Origin of the sequence: Paraburkholderia sp. GAS334, from assembly GCF_050436625.1 — a bacterium.
GTDB lineage: Bacteria > Pseudomonadota > Gammaproteobacteria > Burkholderiales > Burkholderiaceae > Paraburkholderia.
The window spans coordinates 26041-40478 of sequence record NZ_JBNDMO010000038.1 but is presented as its reverse complement, the minus strand read 5'-3'; the positions used below and the strand labels follow the sequence as shown (position 1 = coordinate 40478).

Annotated in this window: 16 protein-coding genes; 11 read left to right on the top strand and 5 right to left on the bottom strand. The window is 60.3% G+C overall.

What is annotated here, in order from left to right; all coding sequences use genetic code 11:
- The first annotated feature begins 125 nt into the window (after nucleotides 1–125).
- Nucleotides 126–1286, top strand: a complete 1161-nt coding sequence (locus tag P3T21_RS34290; RefSeq protein WP_429260331.1) for an IS30 family transposase — start codon at nucleotides 126–128, stop codon at nucleotides 1284–1286.
- A 450-nt stretch (nucleotides 1287–1736) separates the two neighbouring features.
- On the top strand, nucleotides 1737–2729 hold the full coding sequence (locus tag P3T21_RS34285) for a hypothetical protein (RefSeq protein ID WP_429260330.1): 993 nt from the start codon (nucleotides 1737–1739) through the stop codon (nucleotides 2727–2729).
- Between the two features lie 234 nt (nucleotides 2730–2963).
- On the opposite strand, the gene P3T21_RS34280 is transcribed toward P3T21_RS34285, so the two are convergent.
- Both P3T21_RS34280 and P3T21_RS34275 read right to left on the bottom strand, forming a co-directional pair.
- Nucleotides 2964–3194 carry a hypothetical protein gene (locus P3T21_RS34280; protein WP_429260329.1) on the bottom strand — a complete coding sequence of 77 codons (231 nt, stop codon included), beginning with the start codon at nucleotides 3192–3194 and terminating at the stop codon, nucleotides 2964–2966.
- A 401-nt stretch (nucleotides 3195–3595) separates the two neighbouring features.
- Nucleotides 3596–4495, bottom strand: coding sequence for a LysR family transcriptional regulator (locus P3T21_RS34275; protein ID WP_429260334.1), 900 nt, complete (start codon nucleotides 4493–4495; stop codon nucleotides 3596–3598).
- A 176-nt stretch (nucleotides 4496–4671) separates the two neighbouring features.
- On the opposite strand from P3T21_RS34275, the gene P3T21_RS34270 reads away from it, so the two are divergent.
- From P3T21_RS34270 to P3T21_RS34230, 9 genes are all read left to right on the top strand, one after another.
- Entirely contained in the window at nucleotides 4672–5418 is a 747-nt protein-coding gene (locus tag P3T21_RS34270; RefSeq protein ID WP_429260328.1) for an SDR family NAD(P)-dependent oxidoreductase, read from the top strand.
- A gap of 169 nt (nucleotides 5419–5587) precedes the next feature.
- Entirely contained in the window at nucleotides 5588–6451 is an 864-nt protein-coding gene (locus P3T21_RS34265) for an alpha/beta fold hydrolase (RefSeq protein ID WP_429260327.1), read from the top strand.
- Nucleotides 6452–6492: 41 nt separating this feature from the next.
- Complete coding sequence (locus tag P3T21_RS34260; RefSeq protein WP_429260326.1) at nucleotides 6493–7239, top strand: SDR family NAD(P)-dependent oxidoreductase; 747 nt, start codon at nucleotides 6493–6495, stop codon at nucleotides 7237–7239.
- Between the two features lie 92 nt (nucleotides 7240–7331).
- The gene (locus P3T21_RS34255) at nucleotides 7332–7979 is read left to right on the top strand and encodes a glutathione S-transferase family protein (protein WP_429260325.1); all 648 of its coding nucleotides are present in this window, start codon (nucleotides 7332–7334) and stop codon (nucleotides 7977–7979) included.
- Between the two features lie 54 nt (nucleotides 7980–8033).
- Entirely contained in the window at nucleotides 8034–9254 is a 1221-nt protein-coding gene (locus P3T21_RS34250) for an MFS transporter (RefSeq protein WP_429260324.1), read from the top strand.
- Nucleotides 9255–9284: 30 nt separating this feature from the next.
- The gene (locus tag P3T21_RS34245) at nucleotides 9285–9470 is read left to right on the top strand and encodes a hypothetical protein (RefSeq protein WP_429260323.1); all 186 of its coding nucleotides are present in this window, start codon (nucleotides 9285–9287) and stop codon (nucleotides 9468–9470) included.
- The gene (locus P3T21_RS34240) at nucleotides 9395–9667 is read left to right on the top strand and encodes a nuclear transport factor 2 family protein (protein WP_429260333.1); all 273 of its coding nucleotides are present in this window, start codon (nucleotides 9395–9397) and stop codon (nucleotides 9665–9667) included. Before P3T21_RS34245 ends, P3T21_RS34240 begins: the two co-directional genes overlap by 76 nt.
- A 118-nt stretch (nucleotides 9668–9785) precedes the next feature.
- Complete coding sequence (locus P3T21_RS34235; protein WP_429260322.1) at nucleotides 9786–10532, top strand: SDR family NAD(P)-dependent oxidoreductase; 747 nt, start codon at nucleotides 9786–9788, stop codon at nucleotides 10530–10532.
- 139 nt (nucleotides 10533–10671) lie between these two features.
- A complete protein-coding gene (locus P3T21_RS34230) occupies nucleotides 10672–11784 on the top strand; it encodes an NADH:flavin oxidoreductase/NADH oxidase (protein ID WP_429260321.1) in 1113 nt (370 codons plus the stop codon).
- Between the two features lie 314 nt (nucleotides 11785–12098).
- Here the strand turns inward: P3T21_RS34230 and P3T21_RS34225 are convergent, their stop codons facing one another.
- The 3 genes from P3T21_RS34225 to P3T21_RS34215 form a co-directional block, all read right to left on the bottom strand.
- Nucleotides 12099–12332 carry a hypothetical protein gene (locus tag P3T21_RS34225; protein WP_429260320.1) on the bottom strand — a complete coding sequence of 78 codons (234 nt, stop codon included), beginning with the start codon at nucleotides 12330–12332 and terminating at the stop codon, nucleotides 12099–12101.
- Between the two features lie 104 nt (nucleotides 12333–12436).
- On the bottom strand, nucleotides 12437–12586 hold the full coding sequence (locus P3T21_RS34220) for a hypothetical protein (protein ID WP_429260319.1): 150 nt from the start codon (nucleotides 12584–12586) through the stop codon (nucleotides 12437–12439).
- A 312-nt stretch (nucleotides 12587–12898) separates the two neighbouring features.
- Nucleotides 12899–14407 carry a CoA transferase gene (locus tag P3T21_RS34215; RefSeq protein WP_429260318.1) on the bottom strand — a complete coding sequence of 503 codons (1509 nt, stop codon included), beginning with the start codon at nucleotides 14405–14407 and terminating at the stop codon, nucleotides 12899–12901.
- Between the last annotated feature and the right edge of the window lie 31 nt (nucleotides 14408–14438).

Genomic DNA, 14438 nt, shown 5'->3' with positions numbered 1-14438 from the left:
GGCGCATCCATTTGCGTGCTCCTTTCGAAAAACGAGTGTCGGAATCCTCGTTTTACTCCAGGGGCCTTACTGCTGCGGCCCTTCCATAGTATCTAGAAGCTGCGTGAGCAGTGGGAGTGTTGCAAATGAAACAGCGACGCCGGATTTATTACAGTGAGACGCAGAAAGCGTTGATGTGGGAACGTTGGCGCAAGGGCGAATCTCTGCAGAAGATCGCCCAGCTTTTTGATCGGAATCACTCATCGGTCCAAGGAATTCTGGCTGAGACAGGCGGGATCCAGCCACCACAAAGGCACCGATCGCGATTGGCGTTGACGCTGGAGGAGCGCGAAGAGATATCGCGAGGGCTCGTGGCTGATGATTCGATCCAGTCAATTGCAATGCGACTTTCGCGAGCGCCTTCCACCATCTGTCGTGAGATCAAAGGTAACAGCGGACCGGACGGCTATCGGGCAAGCCACGCCGATCAGCTTGCGTGGGATCGCGCGCAGCGTCCCAAAGCCTGTAAACTGGTTGAGCACCGGATGCTGGCGCACATCGTGGCAGGCAAGCTCCAGCTGCAGTGGTCACCGCAGCAGATTGCCGGATGGCTCAAGCGCGCGTACCCAGACAACGAGGACTACCACGTGTCCCACGAGACCATCTACCGCAGTCTTTTCATTCAGGCACGGGGTGCATTGAAGAAAGAGTTGCTGGAGCATTTGCGGCGCACCCGGGCCATGCGTCGCTCGCGCCATCACACTCAGAAAACGGACGATCACGGCAGGATCCGCGACGCGGTATCAATCAGTGAACGCCCCGCCACTGTGGAAAACCGTGCGGTGCCGGGGCACTGGGAGGGGGATCTCCTGTGTGGTAGCGGCGGTAGCCAGATTGCAACACTTGTAGAGCGTCAGACACGTTATGTCATGCTGGTGAGGATCGCAAGCAAGGACAGCGAGTCGGTTGTCAATGCGCTCATCAAACACGCTGGGAAGCTGCCGCAGGAACTGTATAAATCGCTGACCTGGGATCGGGGAACAGAGATGGCCGACCATAAACGGTTCACCATCGCCACCGATATTGCCGTGTACTTCTGCGATCCGAAACACCCCTGGCAACGCGGCTCGAACGAAAATACCAACGGCCTGTTGAGACAGTACTTCCCGAAAGGCATCGACCTGTCGGTCTACTCACAGGCCAGACTCAATGCCGTGGCACGAAGGCTTAACGAGCGCCCAAGGAAGACGCTGGATTACGAAACACCGGCTGAACGATTCCATCGAACTATTGCATCCACCGGTTGAATCCGCCGGGCGCAGCGGCCATCCAAGACTGTGCGACGTCGACTGCCTTGTGTTCGCCAATTCCGGAGAGCGGGCGCACCGTGAAGTCAGGTCGACTACTTCAACTGGCCTACTGAACCTCGGTGGACAGTTCAATCCTGTTCCATAGAATCCGAAACGAGCCGAAAGAAAATCGTCAGGCAACCGAAACAAATACAGCAAAAACAGTGCAATAGCGTTGCTCAGTTTTCCGGAACTTGCTCACTCGTCACGCAAGCGAACTGCTACTGCGATGTTGTGATATCAACATTCAGAGCGAGGAAAAACTTGTATTCGAGGCGTGCGTCAACTAAAAACAAATCTGGATAACGCATCATTTTTCGTCAAGGAGATACTCACACGTCGATGTGGCGAGATGGCTTACACCTACATGTATATCAAATCTGAAAATCCCACCCCCGGGAGAGAAAAATGAGCAAAGCGAAAGGGAGGAGTTACATCAGGCAAAAATTTGGAAAATTTAGAATCCGTAGAAAAAAATTTTCTTCGCGAGGGTCAATAAAGTTCGTTAGTGATTTTTTTTCTCATCCGTTTGTAAGATTGATTTCTGCATTTATTTTTGGCACGGTGATTGTCGGTATATTTTCTGCACTGCGCGACGAGCGAGCACAGGAGGTTAGTGAGCATGAAACTGAGGTGCAGCGCTCGCTGGATTCAATCGATAAAATAACTGATTCATTCTACCTCTACATCGCGAGGGCTGATACCTCATACTCTTCACTGAGGGATGTGTCGCATTCCTCAGTGGAACAGTTGCGAGCACAGAGAATTGCGCTTGAGGATGCTTACGCCTCTTTTGCAGCCGCTGGTTCGCATGAAGGAGCGCAAATCGAGAGTATTTTCCCCTATCGCGATAAAGTCTTCCTTAACAATCAGTGGTTAAAGGAGAAAAAATACACATTCAGTCGGCAGGGAATCACTGATTTTGTCGGCACTAAGGTTGAGGAGGCTATTATATGGTGGGGTTGGAAAAAGAGCGCTGACGACACCATCCTCGATAAAGGCAAGAGGGCTGCAAATAAGGACTCCAATGCCACTGCTCGAACGAAAACCCTTTTAACCCTTATCGAGTTTTCCCATAAATGCCTAGACTCAATGTATGGGCAAAAAAATATACATGCGTTAGATGCGCAGGATACAGAATGTGGCCAGTTGAGCGGCGCGATTGGTGCAGGAGAGCAGGAGAATCTCCGATCCGATCATGATAAGGATGCCCCCACGGTAAGATTTGACACGCAGCTCAATCGAATCGGGAATTGCGGCGAGCTCCTCTTCGATTTTATGCGGCGCACCATTTACCGAGATGACATTGGTATCTTTGGTAGATCCGACAACGTCGATGCATTGTTCGCCCAAAAACATGTTTCTGAGCCTTGTGACATTCACGACATTCAACAGCCCTAATGGCTGGACCCGCCGGACGTGCTTGAGCTGGATCTTGTTTCGATCGAACGGCCGCTCGGGGAGCGGATTGGACCTCTTAACGACCGAGCGACGACACGCGTGATGGTCGCCTCTTGGCCGACTTCTGCCCTCGTCACGTCCGTGATTCGGGTTAGGTCGGCGCCTTCCAAAAAAAAGAGCCCACGGTTCCGGAGAACGCGTGGGCTTGTGTCAGGGACGGAAGAGGCAACAGTTTCAGGCCGCCAGCGGCAACCGAAACTGATCGCCTGCCGCAGGATTCGCGCGACGCTGTGCGTTTTGCATCCACCGCGTCATCTCGCCCGATTGGTACACCATCGAGTTGGAGATTCCGCCCTGGCGGGCCTTCACGCGTGCACCGAAGGCGAAGGCCATTGAATCGGCCGACGCAATCCAATCGTACATCTTGAGGCGATCCAGACTCGCTCCCTTCACGCCGAAGAGCATTAACAAGTTAGCGGGTGGATGGACACATCGAACGCCCGAAAAATCAATAGCTTCGCGGCGATCTTGTGTCGCTCGCCAGGTAGGTTGATATGGACACTACAAGCCCTGAAGTGTCCATCGAACGGAGGCTTCTGCAAGCCCACGCCGACCCGCGCAATACGGCAGGGCGGGGACAACGGGCCGACTCACGTCGGCTGCAATGGGTGAATGGCAATGCTTCTCTGGTTTTCGAGACTATCCGTATTTGCTGGTTGATGCCGGCGTTCTTGGTTGCATTGCACCAATTGAGCACTGTAGCTGTGTGTCGTCCGTCGGACGCATTTCGACCCGTTCGAGCCGCTCCCGCATGAAATTCGAACGTCTGCTTCGCCGTTGACACGTGCCGTTGACTGGGACTCGGATCATGACGATCTCTTCGCGGCGAGTGAGATCAGCTCATCCACTCTCGAAAGGAACAGCTTCAGAATCGGAGAGGAATTTGCCTTGCTGTAGCCGATGACCAGGTCGATCGTCGGCACCTCGCCTTCGAGCGGACGGCTGACGACAGACCAGGGCATCAGGTTCTCGACATAGGCCGGGATCAGCGTCACGCCTCCCGTCGACGCAACCAGCGACATGACCATCGCAGGGTTGTCTACACTCTGTGCCGGCGTGATCCGGACCCCTGAGCGTTCCAGGTAGTCGTCGATCACCGCGCGCAGCACCTTAGCCTTGTAAGCCATAGCGATGAAAGGCTCGCCAACGAGTTCTTGCGGAAGGATTGCAACGCGGGACGTCAGCGGATGGTCACTCGGCATGAGCACCACGAGCGGTTCCCGGCCAACGACCTGGTAGGTGAGATCGAAGTCCGGTTCGGCACGCAGGAACGCCACATCCAGCTTGCCGCGCGCGAGTCCTTCGGCGAGGTCCGGCGAATAGTCGCTGGATACGGTGACTTCGATGTTCGGCAACTCGCCGCGCAGAATGTGCATGGCCTCAGGCAGCCAGGTCATTTCCTGCCCGGTGAGGAAGCCGAGGGCGAAGCGCTGCTTTGCAGGATGCGCTGCCCTGCGGGCCGATTCGACTGCAGCATCTACCTGGGTCAGCGCCAGCCGGGCGTGATCGATGAACGCCTTGCCAGCTGGCGTCAGCTCCACGCCCCGCGCGCTGCGGCTCAGCAATTCGACCCCGACCTGATCCTCCAAATCCCGGATCTGCCGACTCAGAGACGGCTGCGAAGTGTGCAGCCGCCGTTCGGCTGCCTCCGTCAGGCTGCCCGTCTCGGCGACGGCGATGAAATACCGTAGATGTCGCAGTTCCATTGCAGATCCCATGCCTTTGAAGTATGCCATCCAGCTTATTAAGTCTTTTTCAATCTTGCCACAAGCCCCTAGATTTCCTCCTGTGTCGACGTGATGGCGAGTGTTTCCAGCGTTCGAGCCGGTGTTGCCGGTCAGCCACCCCATACGTCCCAGTCATACCTCGCAGGAGTTTAATCATGAGCAAGCCCGTCATCCTTATCACCGGCGCCCTGACCGGCATCGGTCGCGCCACCGCCCTGGCCTTTGCCAGGAACGGCGGCCGTCTGGTCGTCTCCGGCCGCCGTCAGGCCGAAGGCAAGGCGCTCGAAGCCGAACTTCAGCAGCTCGGCGCTGAAGCCGCCTTCCACCAGGCCGACGTGCGCCACGACGACGAAGTCCGCGCCTTGGTCGACCAGACCGTAGCCCGCTTCGGCCGCCTTGACGTGGCCGTCAATAATGCCGGCACCGAGGGCCAGCCGGGACTGGTCGTCAACCAGACCGCCGAGAGCTACGCCGAGACCTTCGATACCAACGTGCTGGGCACGTTGCTGAGCCTGAAGCACGAGTTGCGCGTGATGACCGCTCAGAAGAGCGGCAGCATCATCAACATCTCATCGACCTACGGCCACGAAGGGGCGGCCTACGCCTCCGTCTACGCTGGCAGCAAGCACGCGGTCGAGGGCTTCACCAGGTCGGCTGCGCTGGAAGTCGCCGCCACAGGTGTGCGCGTCAATGCCGTTGCCCCGGGGCCGACCGATACGGGCATGCTCGACCGCTTCACCGGCACGGCGGAGCACAAGGCCGCGCTGGTGTCCTCTGTTCCGCTGGCGCGCATCGGCAAGCCGGACGACATCGCCAGCGCCGTGCTCTACCTGGCATCCGATGGCGCCGCCTTCGTGACCGGCCAGGTCATCACCGTCGATGGCGGCAAGACCGCGGGCTGATCGTCGTTGGAGCTTCTCTCCTGGCGTGCCTGGTCGGCAGTCCGGATAGAACAAGCCCCTACCTGGACAAGCCAGGGATCGCCCGCGGCCTCAACCGCTAAACCTCATACCCGTCGCCCTGGCGAGGCGCCGTTGCGCCGAATCCGGCGTGCCTAAAAGGACACTTGACATGACCACATATACCCATCAAACGGCGCCGACGCAGTATGTCGAAGCCCAAGGCATCCGCTTTGCCTATCGCCGCTTCGGCAAGACTGGTGGCGTACCGCTCGTCTTCAACATGCATTTCACCGGCACGATGGACCATTGGGACCCCGCGGTAACGGACGGGATTGCGCAGCAGCGCGACGTCATCCTGTTCAACAACGCCGGCATTTCCAGCAGCTCCGGCGAGGTGCCGACGAGGATCGAGGACATGGCGGCCAATGCTGCCGCCTTCATCAAGGCGCTTGGCCTCGCCCAGGTGGACGTGCTCGGTTTTTCGCTCGGCGGGCTGGTGGCGCAGGAACTGGCGCTGGCCGAGCCAGCCCTGGTTCGTCGCCTGGTTCTGCTGGGCACAGGTCCGCGCAGCGGCGAAGGCATGGTTTCGCTGACACCCGAAGCGCAGGAAATCTTCGGCGCGACCTACGACGAGCCCGATCACCTGTGGCTCAGGGTGTTCTTCACCCTCTCCGAGGCCAGCCAGGCCGCGGGTCGCGCTTACCTGAAGCGCTTTCGCCAGCGCGTGGAATGCCGAGACCCTGAGGTAAGCGAACGGGTCGGACCCGCGCAGCTCGAAGCGCTGACCAGGTGGGGGGCTCCGCGCGAGAACCCCTTCGATTACCTGAAGGCAATTACACAGCCGACGCTGGTCATCAACGGCGACAACGACGTGATCATCTACCCGGTGAACTCCTCAATCCTGCAGCAGCATCTCCCGAATGCGCAGTTGATCTTCTATCCGGACGCCAACCACGGCTCGCAGTACCAGTACCCCGAGCGCTTCGTCGGCCACGCATTGCTGTTTCTGTCCGAAGACACCGGGCAGCCGTGAGCACACGCCGACCTCTGGATCAACAGTAAGGGATTCACATCATGACCAACCTTTCGGGCAAGACCGCGCTGGTGACTGGCGCGTCACGCGGCATCGGACGCGCCTGCGCGCTCGCGCTGGCAAAGGCCGGCACCCAGGTACTCGTCCACTACAGCAGCGGAGAAAAGGAAGCGGCCGCGGTTGTCGCCGAAATCCGCGAAGCAGGTGGGAAAGCCGAGAAGATCGCGGCCGACCTGCGGGCACCGGACGGACCACACGCGCTGGCCGAGCACGTGCGTACCATCATCGGCGGCCGATTGGACATCCTCGTCGCCAACGCTGCTATCGCGAAGGCGGGCACGATCGAGGAGACCACAGTCGAGGAGTTCGACAACCTCTTCGCGGTGAACGTGCGCGCTCCATACTTCCTCGTGCAGCAGTTGCTCCCGGTCATGTGCAAGGGCAGCAGTGTCGTGCTGCTTTCCTCGCTCGCTGCACGCGCCTCCGTGGGAACGCTGTCCGCCTATGCGGCCACCAAAGGTGCCATCGACACCCTGGTCAAGCATTTCGCCTCAGCCCTGGGCGAACGTGGCATCCGAGTCAATGCCGTGGCGCCAGGCGTGGTTCCGACTGACATGTCCAGTTTCGCTAGGACCGACGCAGGACGGGATTTCACACTGAGCATCCAGGCGCTCAAGCGCATGGCCGAGTCGAACGACATCGGTGCCGCTGTCGCCTTCCTCGCTTCCGATGATGCTCGTTGGATCACTGGCGACACGTTGCACGTCGATGGCGGTTCGAAGCTGTGAGCCCTGCCGACATATAGCCCACTGCCAGCGAGCCCACTGCCAGCGCGGTTGGCGCGCCGGCATCTCAATTCAACAGATGTGGAGATTTCAGAATGGCTTCCGACACGATCAAACTTTACCAATCTGCAGGCTCGCCCAATTCGCGGCGCGTGCGCATCTTCCTCGCTGAAAAGGGACTGTCGATCCCGCTCATCCCGGTCGACCTGGGCAAAGGCGAGCAGCATTTCGAGGCCTATCGGGCCATCAACCCGCGCCGCGTCGTCCCGACCTTGGTGCTGGAAGACGGCACCGCCATCGGCGAGGTGCCGGCCATCTGCCGCTACATCGAGGCAACCTATCCGCAGAACCCGTTGCTCGGCGAGACCGCAAAGGAGAAGGCACTGGTGACAATGTGGGAACGGCGCGCCGAACTGGATGGTTTCGCTGCGGTGATGGAAGCCATCCGCAACGCCGCGCCAGGCCTCAAGGGGCGCGCGATCGCCGGTCCCCATGACTACGAGCAGATCCCCGAGCTGACGGAGCGCAGCAAGCTACGGGTGAAGAACTTCTTTGCCGATCTTGATGCTCGGCTGAGTGAGGTCCCGTTCGTGGCCGGTGATCGCTACTCGGTCGCCGACATCACGGCGCTGGTCACGATCGACTTCGCCGCGGGCGGCCTCAAGCTGGCCATCCCCGACGAGCAGGTGGCCCTGAAGCGCTGGCACGAAAAGGTTTCGGCACGGCCGAGCGCCAAGGCGTAAGCCCCGCCCTTAGCCCCAATCGCGGCCATCGCCGCATAATCAATTGGAACAGCAATGAGCTCCAGCACCACGCCCACTTCCCTTGTGCCGCTGTACTGGCTGGCATTAGGTACGTTCGCAGTCGGCACGGAAAGCTTCATGATCGCCGGCCTGCTGCCCGACATGGCCGCCGACCTGCATACCAGCATTGTCGCCACTGGCCAGCTGGTCACGGTATTTGCCCTGGCCTACGCGCTCAGCTCGCCGATCCTGACGGCCCTGACCGGCGCCTTCGATCGGCGCACGCTGATGATGCTGTCGCTCTCGGTCTTCACCCTGGCGAACATCATTGCGTCGGTCGCCCAGAACTATTGGGAATTGATGGCGGCCCGCATCCTGCTCGCAGCAGCCGCCGGCCTGTACGTTCCCGGTGCCAACGCGCTGGCCGGTGCCATCGCTGGCCCCGAACGACGCGGTACGGCGCTGGCCATCGTCAACGGTGGTATTTCGATTGCGGTTGCCTTCGGGGTACCGCTGGGCGCACTGGTCGGCGACCGGCTCGGCTGGCGCATGACGTTTGCCGGGGTCGCCGCCTTGTCGGCCGCGGCCACCGCAGGCTTGCTGTTCGGCCTGCCACGGACGATAGGCGCTGGCTTGTCGACCGCTACCTTGCGCGAGCGCATTCATACCGCGCGCAAGCCGGTGATCCTGATGACATTGATCGTCACCACGTTGTGGGCCATGGGCGCATACACGGTCTACACCTACCTGGCGCTATTAGTAACCCAAACCACGGAACTGCAGGGCGCGCAAATCGGCTATGTATTGTTCACCTGGGGCGTTTCGGCCGCCGTTGGCGTGGTCATCGGCGGCAAAGCCGTGGACCGCATTGGTTACCGCCAGGTGATCATTCCCTGCCTGGCGGTAACAATCCTGGCTTTCTCGCTGCTATCGCTTAGCGCGCACTGGCTGCCGAAAACGCTTGCCCTGATCCCTGTCTTGCTCGGCGTCATAGCGTGGGGCATTGCGCACTGGTCGTTCTACCCTGCGCAGCAAGCAGGACTGGTCAGCATCGCCGGCCTGCGCGGAACGCCGACTGCACTGTCGCTGAATGCTTCGTTCATGTATCTCGGCTTCTCGCTCGGTGCCGCGCTCGGCTCGCTTACCTTGAGCCTCACGTCCGTGAGCAACCTGGGCTGGACCGCCGCTGCCTGCGAAGCGGCAGCGCTGATCCTGGCGGTTAGCATCGGCAGGCGTCTGGCAAAGCTGCGGAATGCAACCGCCATTGCGGCATGAGGTACTGCTACTGCGAGACAGGAGATGGTCATGAACCAGACAAAGAAAGCGCGTAAGGCCTTGGTGCTCGAAGCCTTCGACACGCTTTTCAACCAGCGCAACTATTCGGGTCGCCCGACTACATCCAGCACAGCGCCCACATCGCGCCGGGCCGCGATGGTCTGTTCGATCTGGTCAAGACTGTCCCCGCGACGTTGCGCTACGAGCCCGGCGTGATCGTGGCCGATGGCGATTTCGTCATCATCCACGGGCGTTTTTCGGGCAACGGTAGGCCGCGCAACTGGATCGCGGCCGACATTCTGCGCGTCGCCGACGGCGTGCTCGTCGAACACTGGGACGTCCTGCAGTACGAGGCCACTCGCGCCGAATCGCGCAGCGGCCTGCCGATGTTCGGCGGGAGCTTCACGGCCTGACGCGCGGCACCGTGCGCCGGCATTTGGACATCGGCCCGGCGCGCGCGGCGCCCAAATTTTTACACACGGCCCACGCCGCTCGATCCCCGACGGCAGGCAAATCAGAAGGAGCCGTCCCATGAATCGCCCTGTTGTTCTCATCACCGGCGCGCTGACCGGCATTGGCCGCGCCACCGCGCTTGCGTTCGCACGCGAAGGTGCGCAAGTCGTCATATCGGGCCGTCGCGGCGAAGTCGGCCTGGCGCTTGCCGCCGAATTGTGCGCGCTTGGTACCGACGCAGAATTCATCCACGCCGACGTGAGCCGCGAAGACGACGTGCGCAATCTCGTCGACCAGACCATCGCACACTTTGGTCGGCTTGACGTGGCGGTCAACGCTGCCGGCACCGAAGGCCAGTCCGGCCCGGTGACGGACCGGACCCCCGAGAGCTATGCAGCCGTCTTTGAGACCAACGTGCTTGGCACCCTGCTCAGCATGAAACATGAGATGCGCGTGATGCTTGCGCAGGGCAGCGGCAGCATCGTCAATATCTCATCGACGATGGGCTCCCGCGGCGCGGCGAACGCGTCCCTCTACGTGGCAAGTAAGCACGCGGTGGAAGGCCTGACCAAATCGGTGGCTATCGAGGGCGCTGCATCAGGGGTGCGCGTCAACGCCATCGCTCCGGGTCCGGTTGAGACCGCGATGCTCAACCGACTTACCGGCACCGCCGAACGGAAAGCCGCCTTCCTCACGAACGTTCCGCTCAAGCGTGCGGGAACCCCCGAAGAAATCGCCAACGCCATAGTGTTCGTCTCGTCGGAAAAGTCGAGCTTCCTTACCGGAGAGATCATCAGGGTCAACGGCGGCAAAACGGCCTCATGAGGCTCGCTGGCTAGCCATCACCAGGCCGTTCCCCCCGGGTATGCAAGTGCAATGCCGTTACGTATGCGTTCCGGCACAACCGCTTGAGACACAGGCTTTGGACCGGCGATTGCCGGTCCCTTCTCGTTCAGGAAAAAATATGAGCGCGCTGTTTTCTCCGTTCACGCTCCGCGGCGTGACGCTTCCTAACCGCATCGTCGTATCACCGATGTGCCAGTACGTGGCCATCGACGGCAAGGCGCATTCCTGGCACATGATTCACCTCGGCAGCATGGCGCTGTCCGGCGCAGGGATGCTGATCATCGAGGCAACCGCTGTGGAGGCCGACGGACGTATCACGCCCGGCGACCTCGGCCTCTGGGACGACGCCACCGAAGCAGCGCTGAAGCCGATCATCGAGGCGATTCGCCAGCACTCGAAGATCGCCGTCACAATGCAGCTCGGCCACGCCGGACGTAAAGCGTCGAGTCACGTTCCCTGGAAGGGTGGGCAGTTGATCCCAGTAGCCGACGGTGGATGGGTCACGCACGGTCCTTCCGCGTTGCCGCAGAAAGAAGGCGAAGCAGCGCCGGTCGCGCTCGATGCGGCTGGACTGGAACGCGTTCGCAATGCGTTCGCTGAATCGGCCAGGCGGGCCCAGCGGCTTGGCGTCGATGGCATTGAACTGCACGGCGCGCATGGTTATCTGCTGCATCAATTCCTGTCGCCCATCGCCAATCAACGCGACGACGAATACGGTGGCTCACTGGAAAACCGCATGCGCTTTCCGCTTGAGGTGTTCGATATCGTCCGCGCGATTATCCCGGCGCACAAGCCTGTCGGCGTAAAGGTTTCGGCGACCGACTGGATCGAAGGTGGCTGGGATGTGGAGCAGACCATCGCGTTCGCCCGCGAGCTCAACTTGCGCAGCGTCGACTGGGTCGCCGTGTCATCAGGCGGAATCTCGCCGCTGCAGAAAATCACCGTCGGTCCGGGCTATCAGGTGCCGTTCGCGCAGGCCATCAGGGAAGCCACGGGGGTCAACACGATGTCCGTCGGCCTGATCACCGAGGCAGAGCAGGCAGAGAAGGTGGTTGCGAACGATCAGGCGGACCTCGTCGCGATTGCCCGCGGCATGCTGTACAACCCGCGCTGGGGCTGGCACGCGGCAGCTAAACTCGGTGCTCGTGTCGACGCGCCGCCGCAATACTGGCGGGCGCCTCCCCATGAACACGCGTCGCTCTTCGGCGACATCGTGCACGGCGCGCGCTAGTCATCGTTCTACTAACGCACTACCGCGGGCTTAGTGGTTACCGGTATGCCGGGACACCGCCGGCTCCGCCTTTGCCGGGTTCTGCAATTGCTTGGAGCCTGCTACAGCGCGGGTACCGCTGCGTTGTCCCTTCCTGATTCAATAGCGGACACGCTGCTGCTTTCGCGTGCTCTTGCCGAGATTGAGCCGGCGCTCGCGGATGAAATACTTGACGAGGGCCGCCAGCATCTCCTCACCGCCGTGGATGCGTAATCCGGGAGCGTGGCAGCGGAATCGCGCGTCCACTCCCCGCGAAGCCGGTGGGCCGTTTCGAGTCAACATGCATCGATTCTCAGTTCGCGGTCGACGGTGACCGTTTCATCCGCTTCGGGATACAGCAATGTCCAGCGACGCTGGTCTTTGCGGCGGCTGATCTTGATATGCTGGTTGTCGCCGCTGTCGATACGCTGGTTGACGAGCTTCAGTTTTGCTTCGATAGCCTCGTGGAAAGACGCGAGCGTCTGCTCGACGGGGGTGAGCAGGACCGGCGCGCCAATGTCCTTGAGCACTGCATCCTTGTGCTGTCAGCGCGCGTCGCTGATCAGGTCGTCCTCGAATCGGCGATACTCGGCGCTGTTCTCGCCATACACGTTACCCTGCTTAATGAGGTTGCCTAAACATACGCTGCAAAGAGGTTGCGCACAAGCACCTGGTTCCCGGCAGGCGTAGGCAGGGCGCTTTCGACGATCTGGAAATGCCGGCTCTCGGGGATGCCCGTCGGGCGTGACGTCAAGAGCACCTGACGGTTGACTGTAGCGATCATGTACGTTTCCTTCGCAAGTCTTCACCGAGCGCCTCGATGGTTGCCCAGTCTTCGGGGGCGCTCTTGCCAAGATGTGAAAAGTTGGTTTGTCTATTCATGCCCGATCTCCTAAATGTTTCTTCACCTGCAAAGTATTCGCAGCCAAATTTGTATTGGGCTTTCCATCGGGTCAATCACGTTCAGCGGGTAAAGACGTCCAGCGCGGCGCCAGACCCTTATAAAGGGCCTCGCGCTCACAATCTGATCTGGCCAGAATGATTCAGCTTCGAGCACGTTAGCGTTCATTCGAGAGACTGACGCCCCTTCGCTCTATCAACGCGGCAGCCAGACCGCCTTGCCCGATGCCCTTGGTACAAGAGGGAACTTGAAGCGCCCCGGAGTCTTTGACATCTGCACCTGGTCAGTCACGCCTTGGTAGTGGCCCAGGGGCGTATCAGCCTCAAACAGCTCCGGGGGCAAGTATTCGTGGCCGCCCGCCGTGCCAGCGATCCTCGCGGCGTACTGTTTGTCGAAAACGCCGAGCTGCAGCAGCCAGATGGCGAGTCGAGTCATCGACAGGCGAATGCGATAGCTACCGCCTTCCACGGCCCGTCTCTTCAGTGCAGCGATGACTCCGATGCTCGCCATCCAAGATGTGAGGTAGTCGTTGACAACAAAAATCTCGGGTAGCTGAGGGTTGTCCGGTGCCCCCTCCAACGCCAACGCTCCAGTGACGCCACCGGCCGTTTGGTCGAAACCGACCCGGTTTGCCCAGGGCCCATGCGGGCCATAGATAGAGATGTCGACATGAATCATCCCAGGGCGGATGTCGGCCAGCTTCTGTGCAGACAGCCCATGCTTTTCCAGGTACCCGGGTCGGCGATTCGCGAAAAAGACGTCTGAATCTTTGGCCAGGTTTTTGAATCGCCGAAGTTCGTCGGCGCGGCCGAGGTCCATCATCGCGGAACGCATGCCGACGTTCGCCGTAGCGTAGATGAAGTCCATTTCGAAGTCGTTCGGGTTCCAGACATTCAGGACATCGGCTCCGTGGTACGCCAGCGCCCTTCCCAGCCCCGCACCAGCAATCACGTGCCCGAGTCCGAGGGCCCGAACGCCGCTCAAAGGATGCTCTGGATTTGACGTGAACGGCTCAGGGTCACTCTCGCCAATCTTCTCGATCTGGATCAGCGGCATGTCCTTGATGTACTGAAACTGGGGCTCTCTTGCAAACTCGTCAAATGTGCGGACCATCGTTGCCTGGACGCCGGCGCGGCTCGCCGCATCTTCAAGGTCAACACCGTTCCACTTGCGCACGGCTTCAGCCACTGCCCGCTTGTCGTCGTGACAGTCCAAGAAGGCCAAGGCTGTCTTTTTTGTGCGCGGGTAGATGTTAAGAAGTTGTACCCAGCGATCGTCCGCTGTCCGGTACATGTTCGTCGGAAAGAACGGGCTGTCGGGGTCGGCGGGATTGCCCGGCGCATAGCCATTAAGCAACTCCCATTTTTTGTCATAGAAGGGGCAAAGGCGATGCAGCACCTGACCCAGGTTCACGCTTAGGTGCTGCGACTCGCCACCTCTGAATCGCCACAGGTCGCCGACTGCCACCGCTTTGGCCATCAAGGTGACGCCTGCCACGGTCGCGAGCGCGAGTGGGCTCGCGATGATCGGATCGCTGCCGATGAATGTTGTCGACCCGCCCGCCGAACTCGGATCGAGTCCAACGACGCTCAATACCTCGGTCAACTCCCGCATCAGGTCGATGGATTGCCCATCGGTCATGGGATTGGCAAGGGCGGCTTTCACGCGTTCCTCGAGATCGAGGTGTTCCACTGTTTTTCTCATGTCCATTGTCTCCGGTTCGTTGGTTTATGCG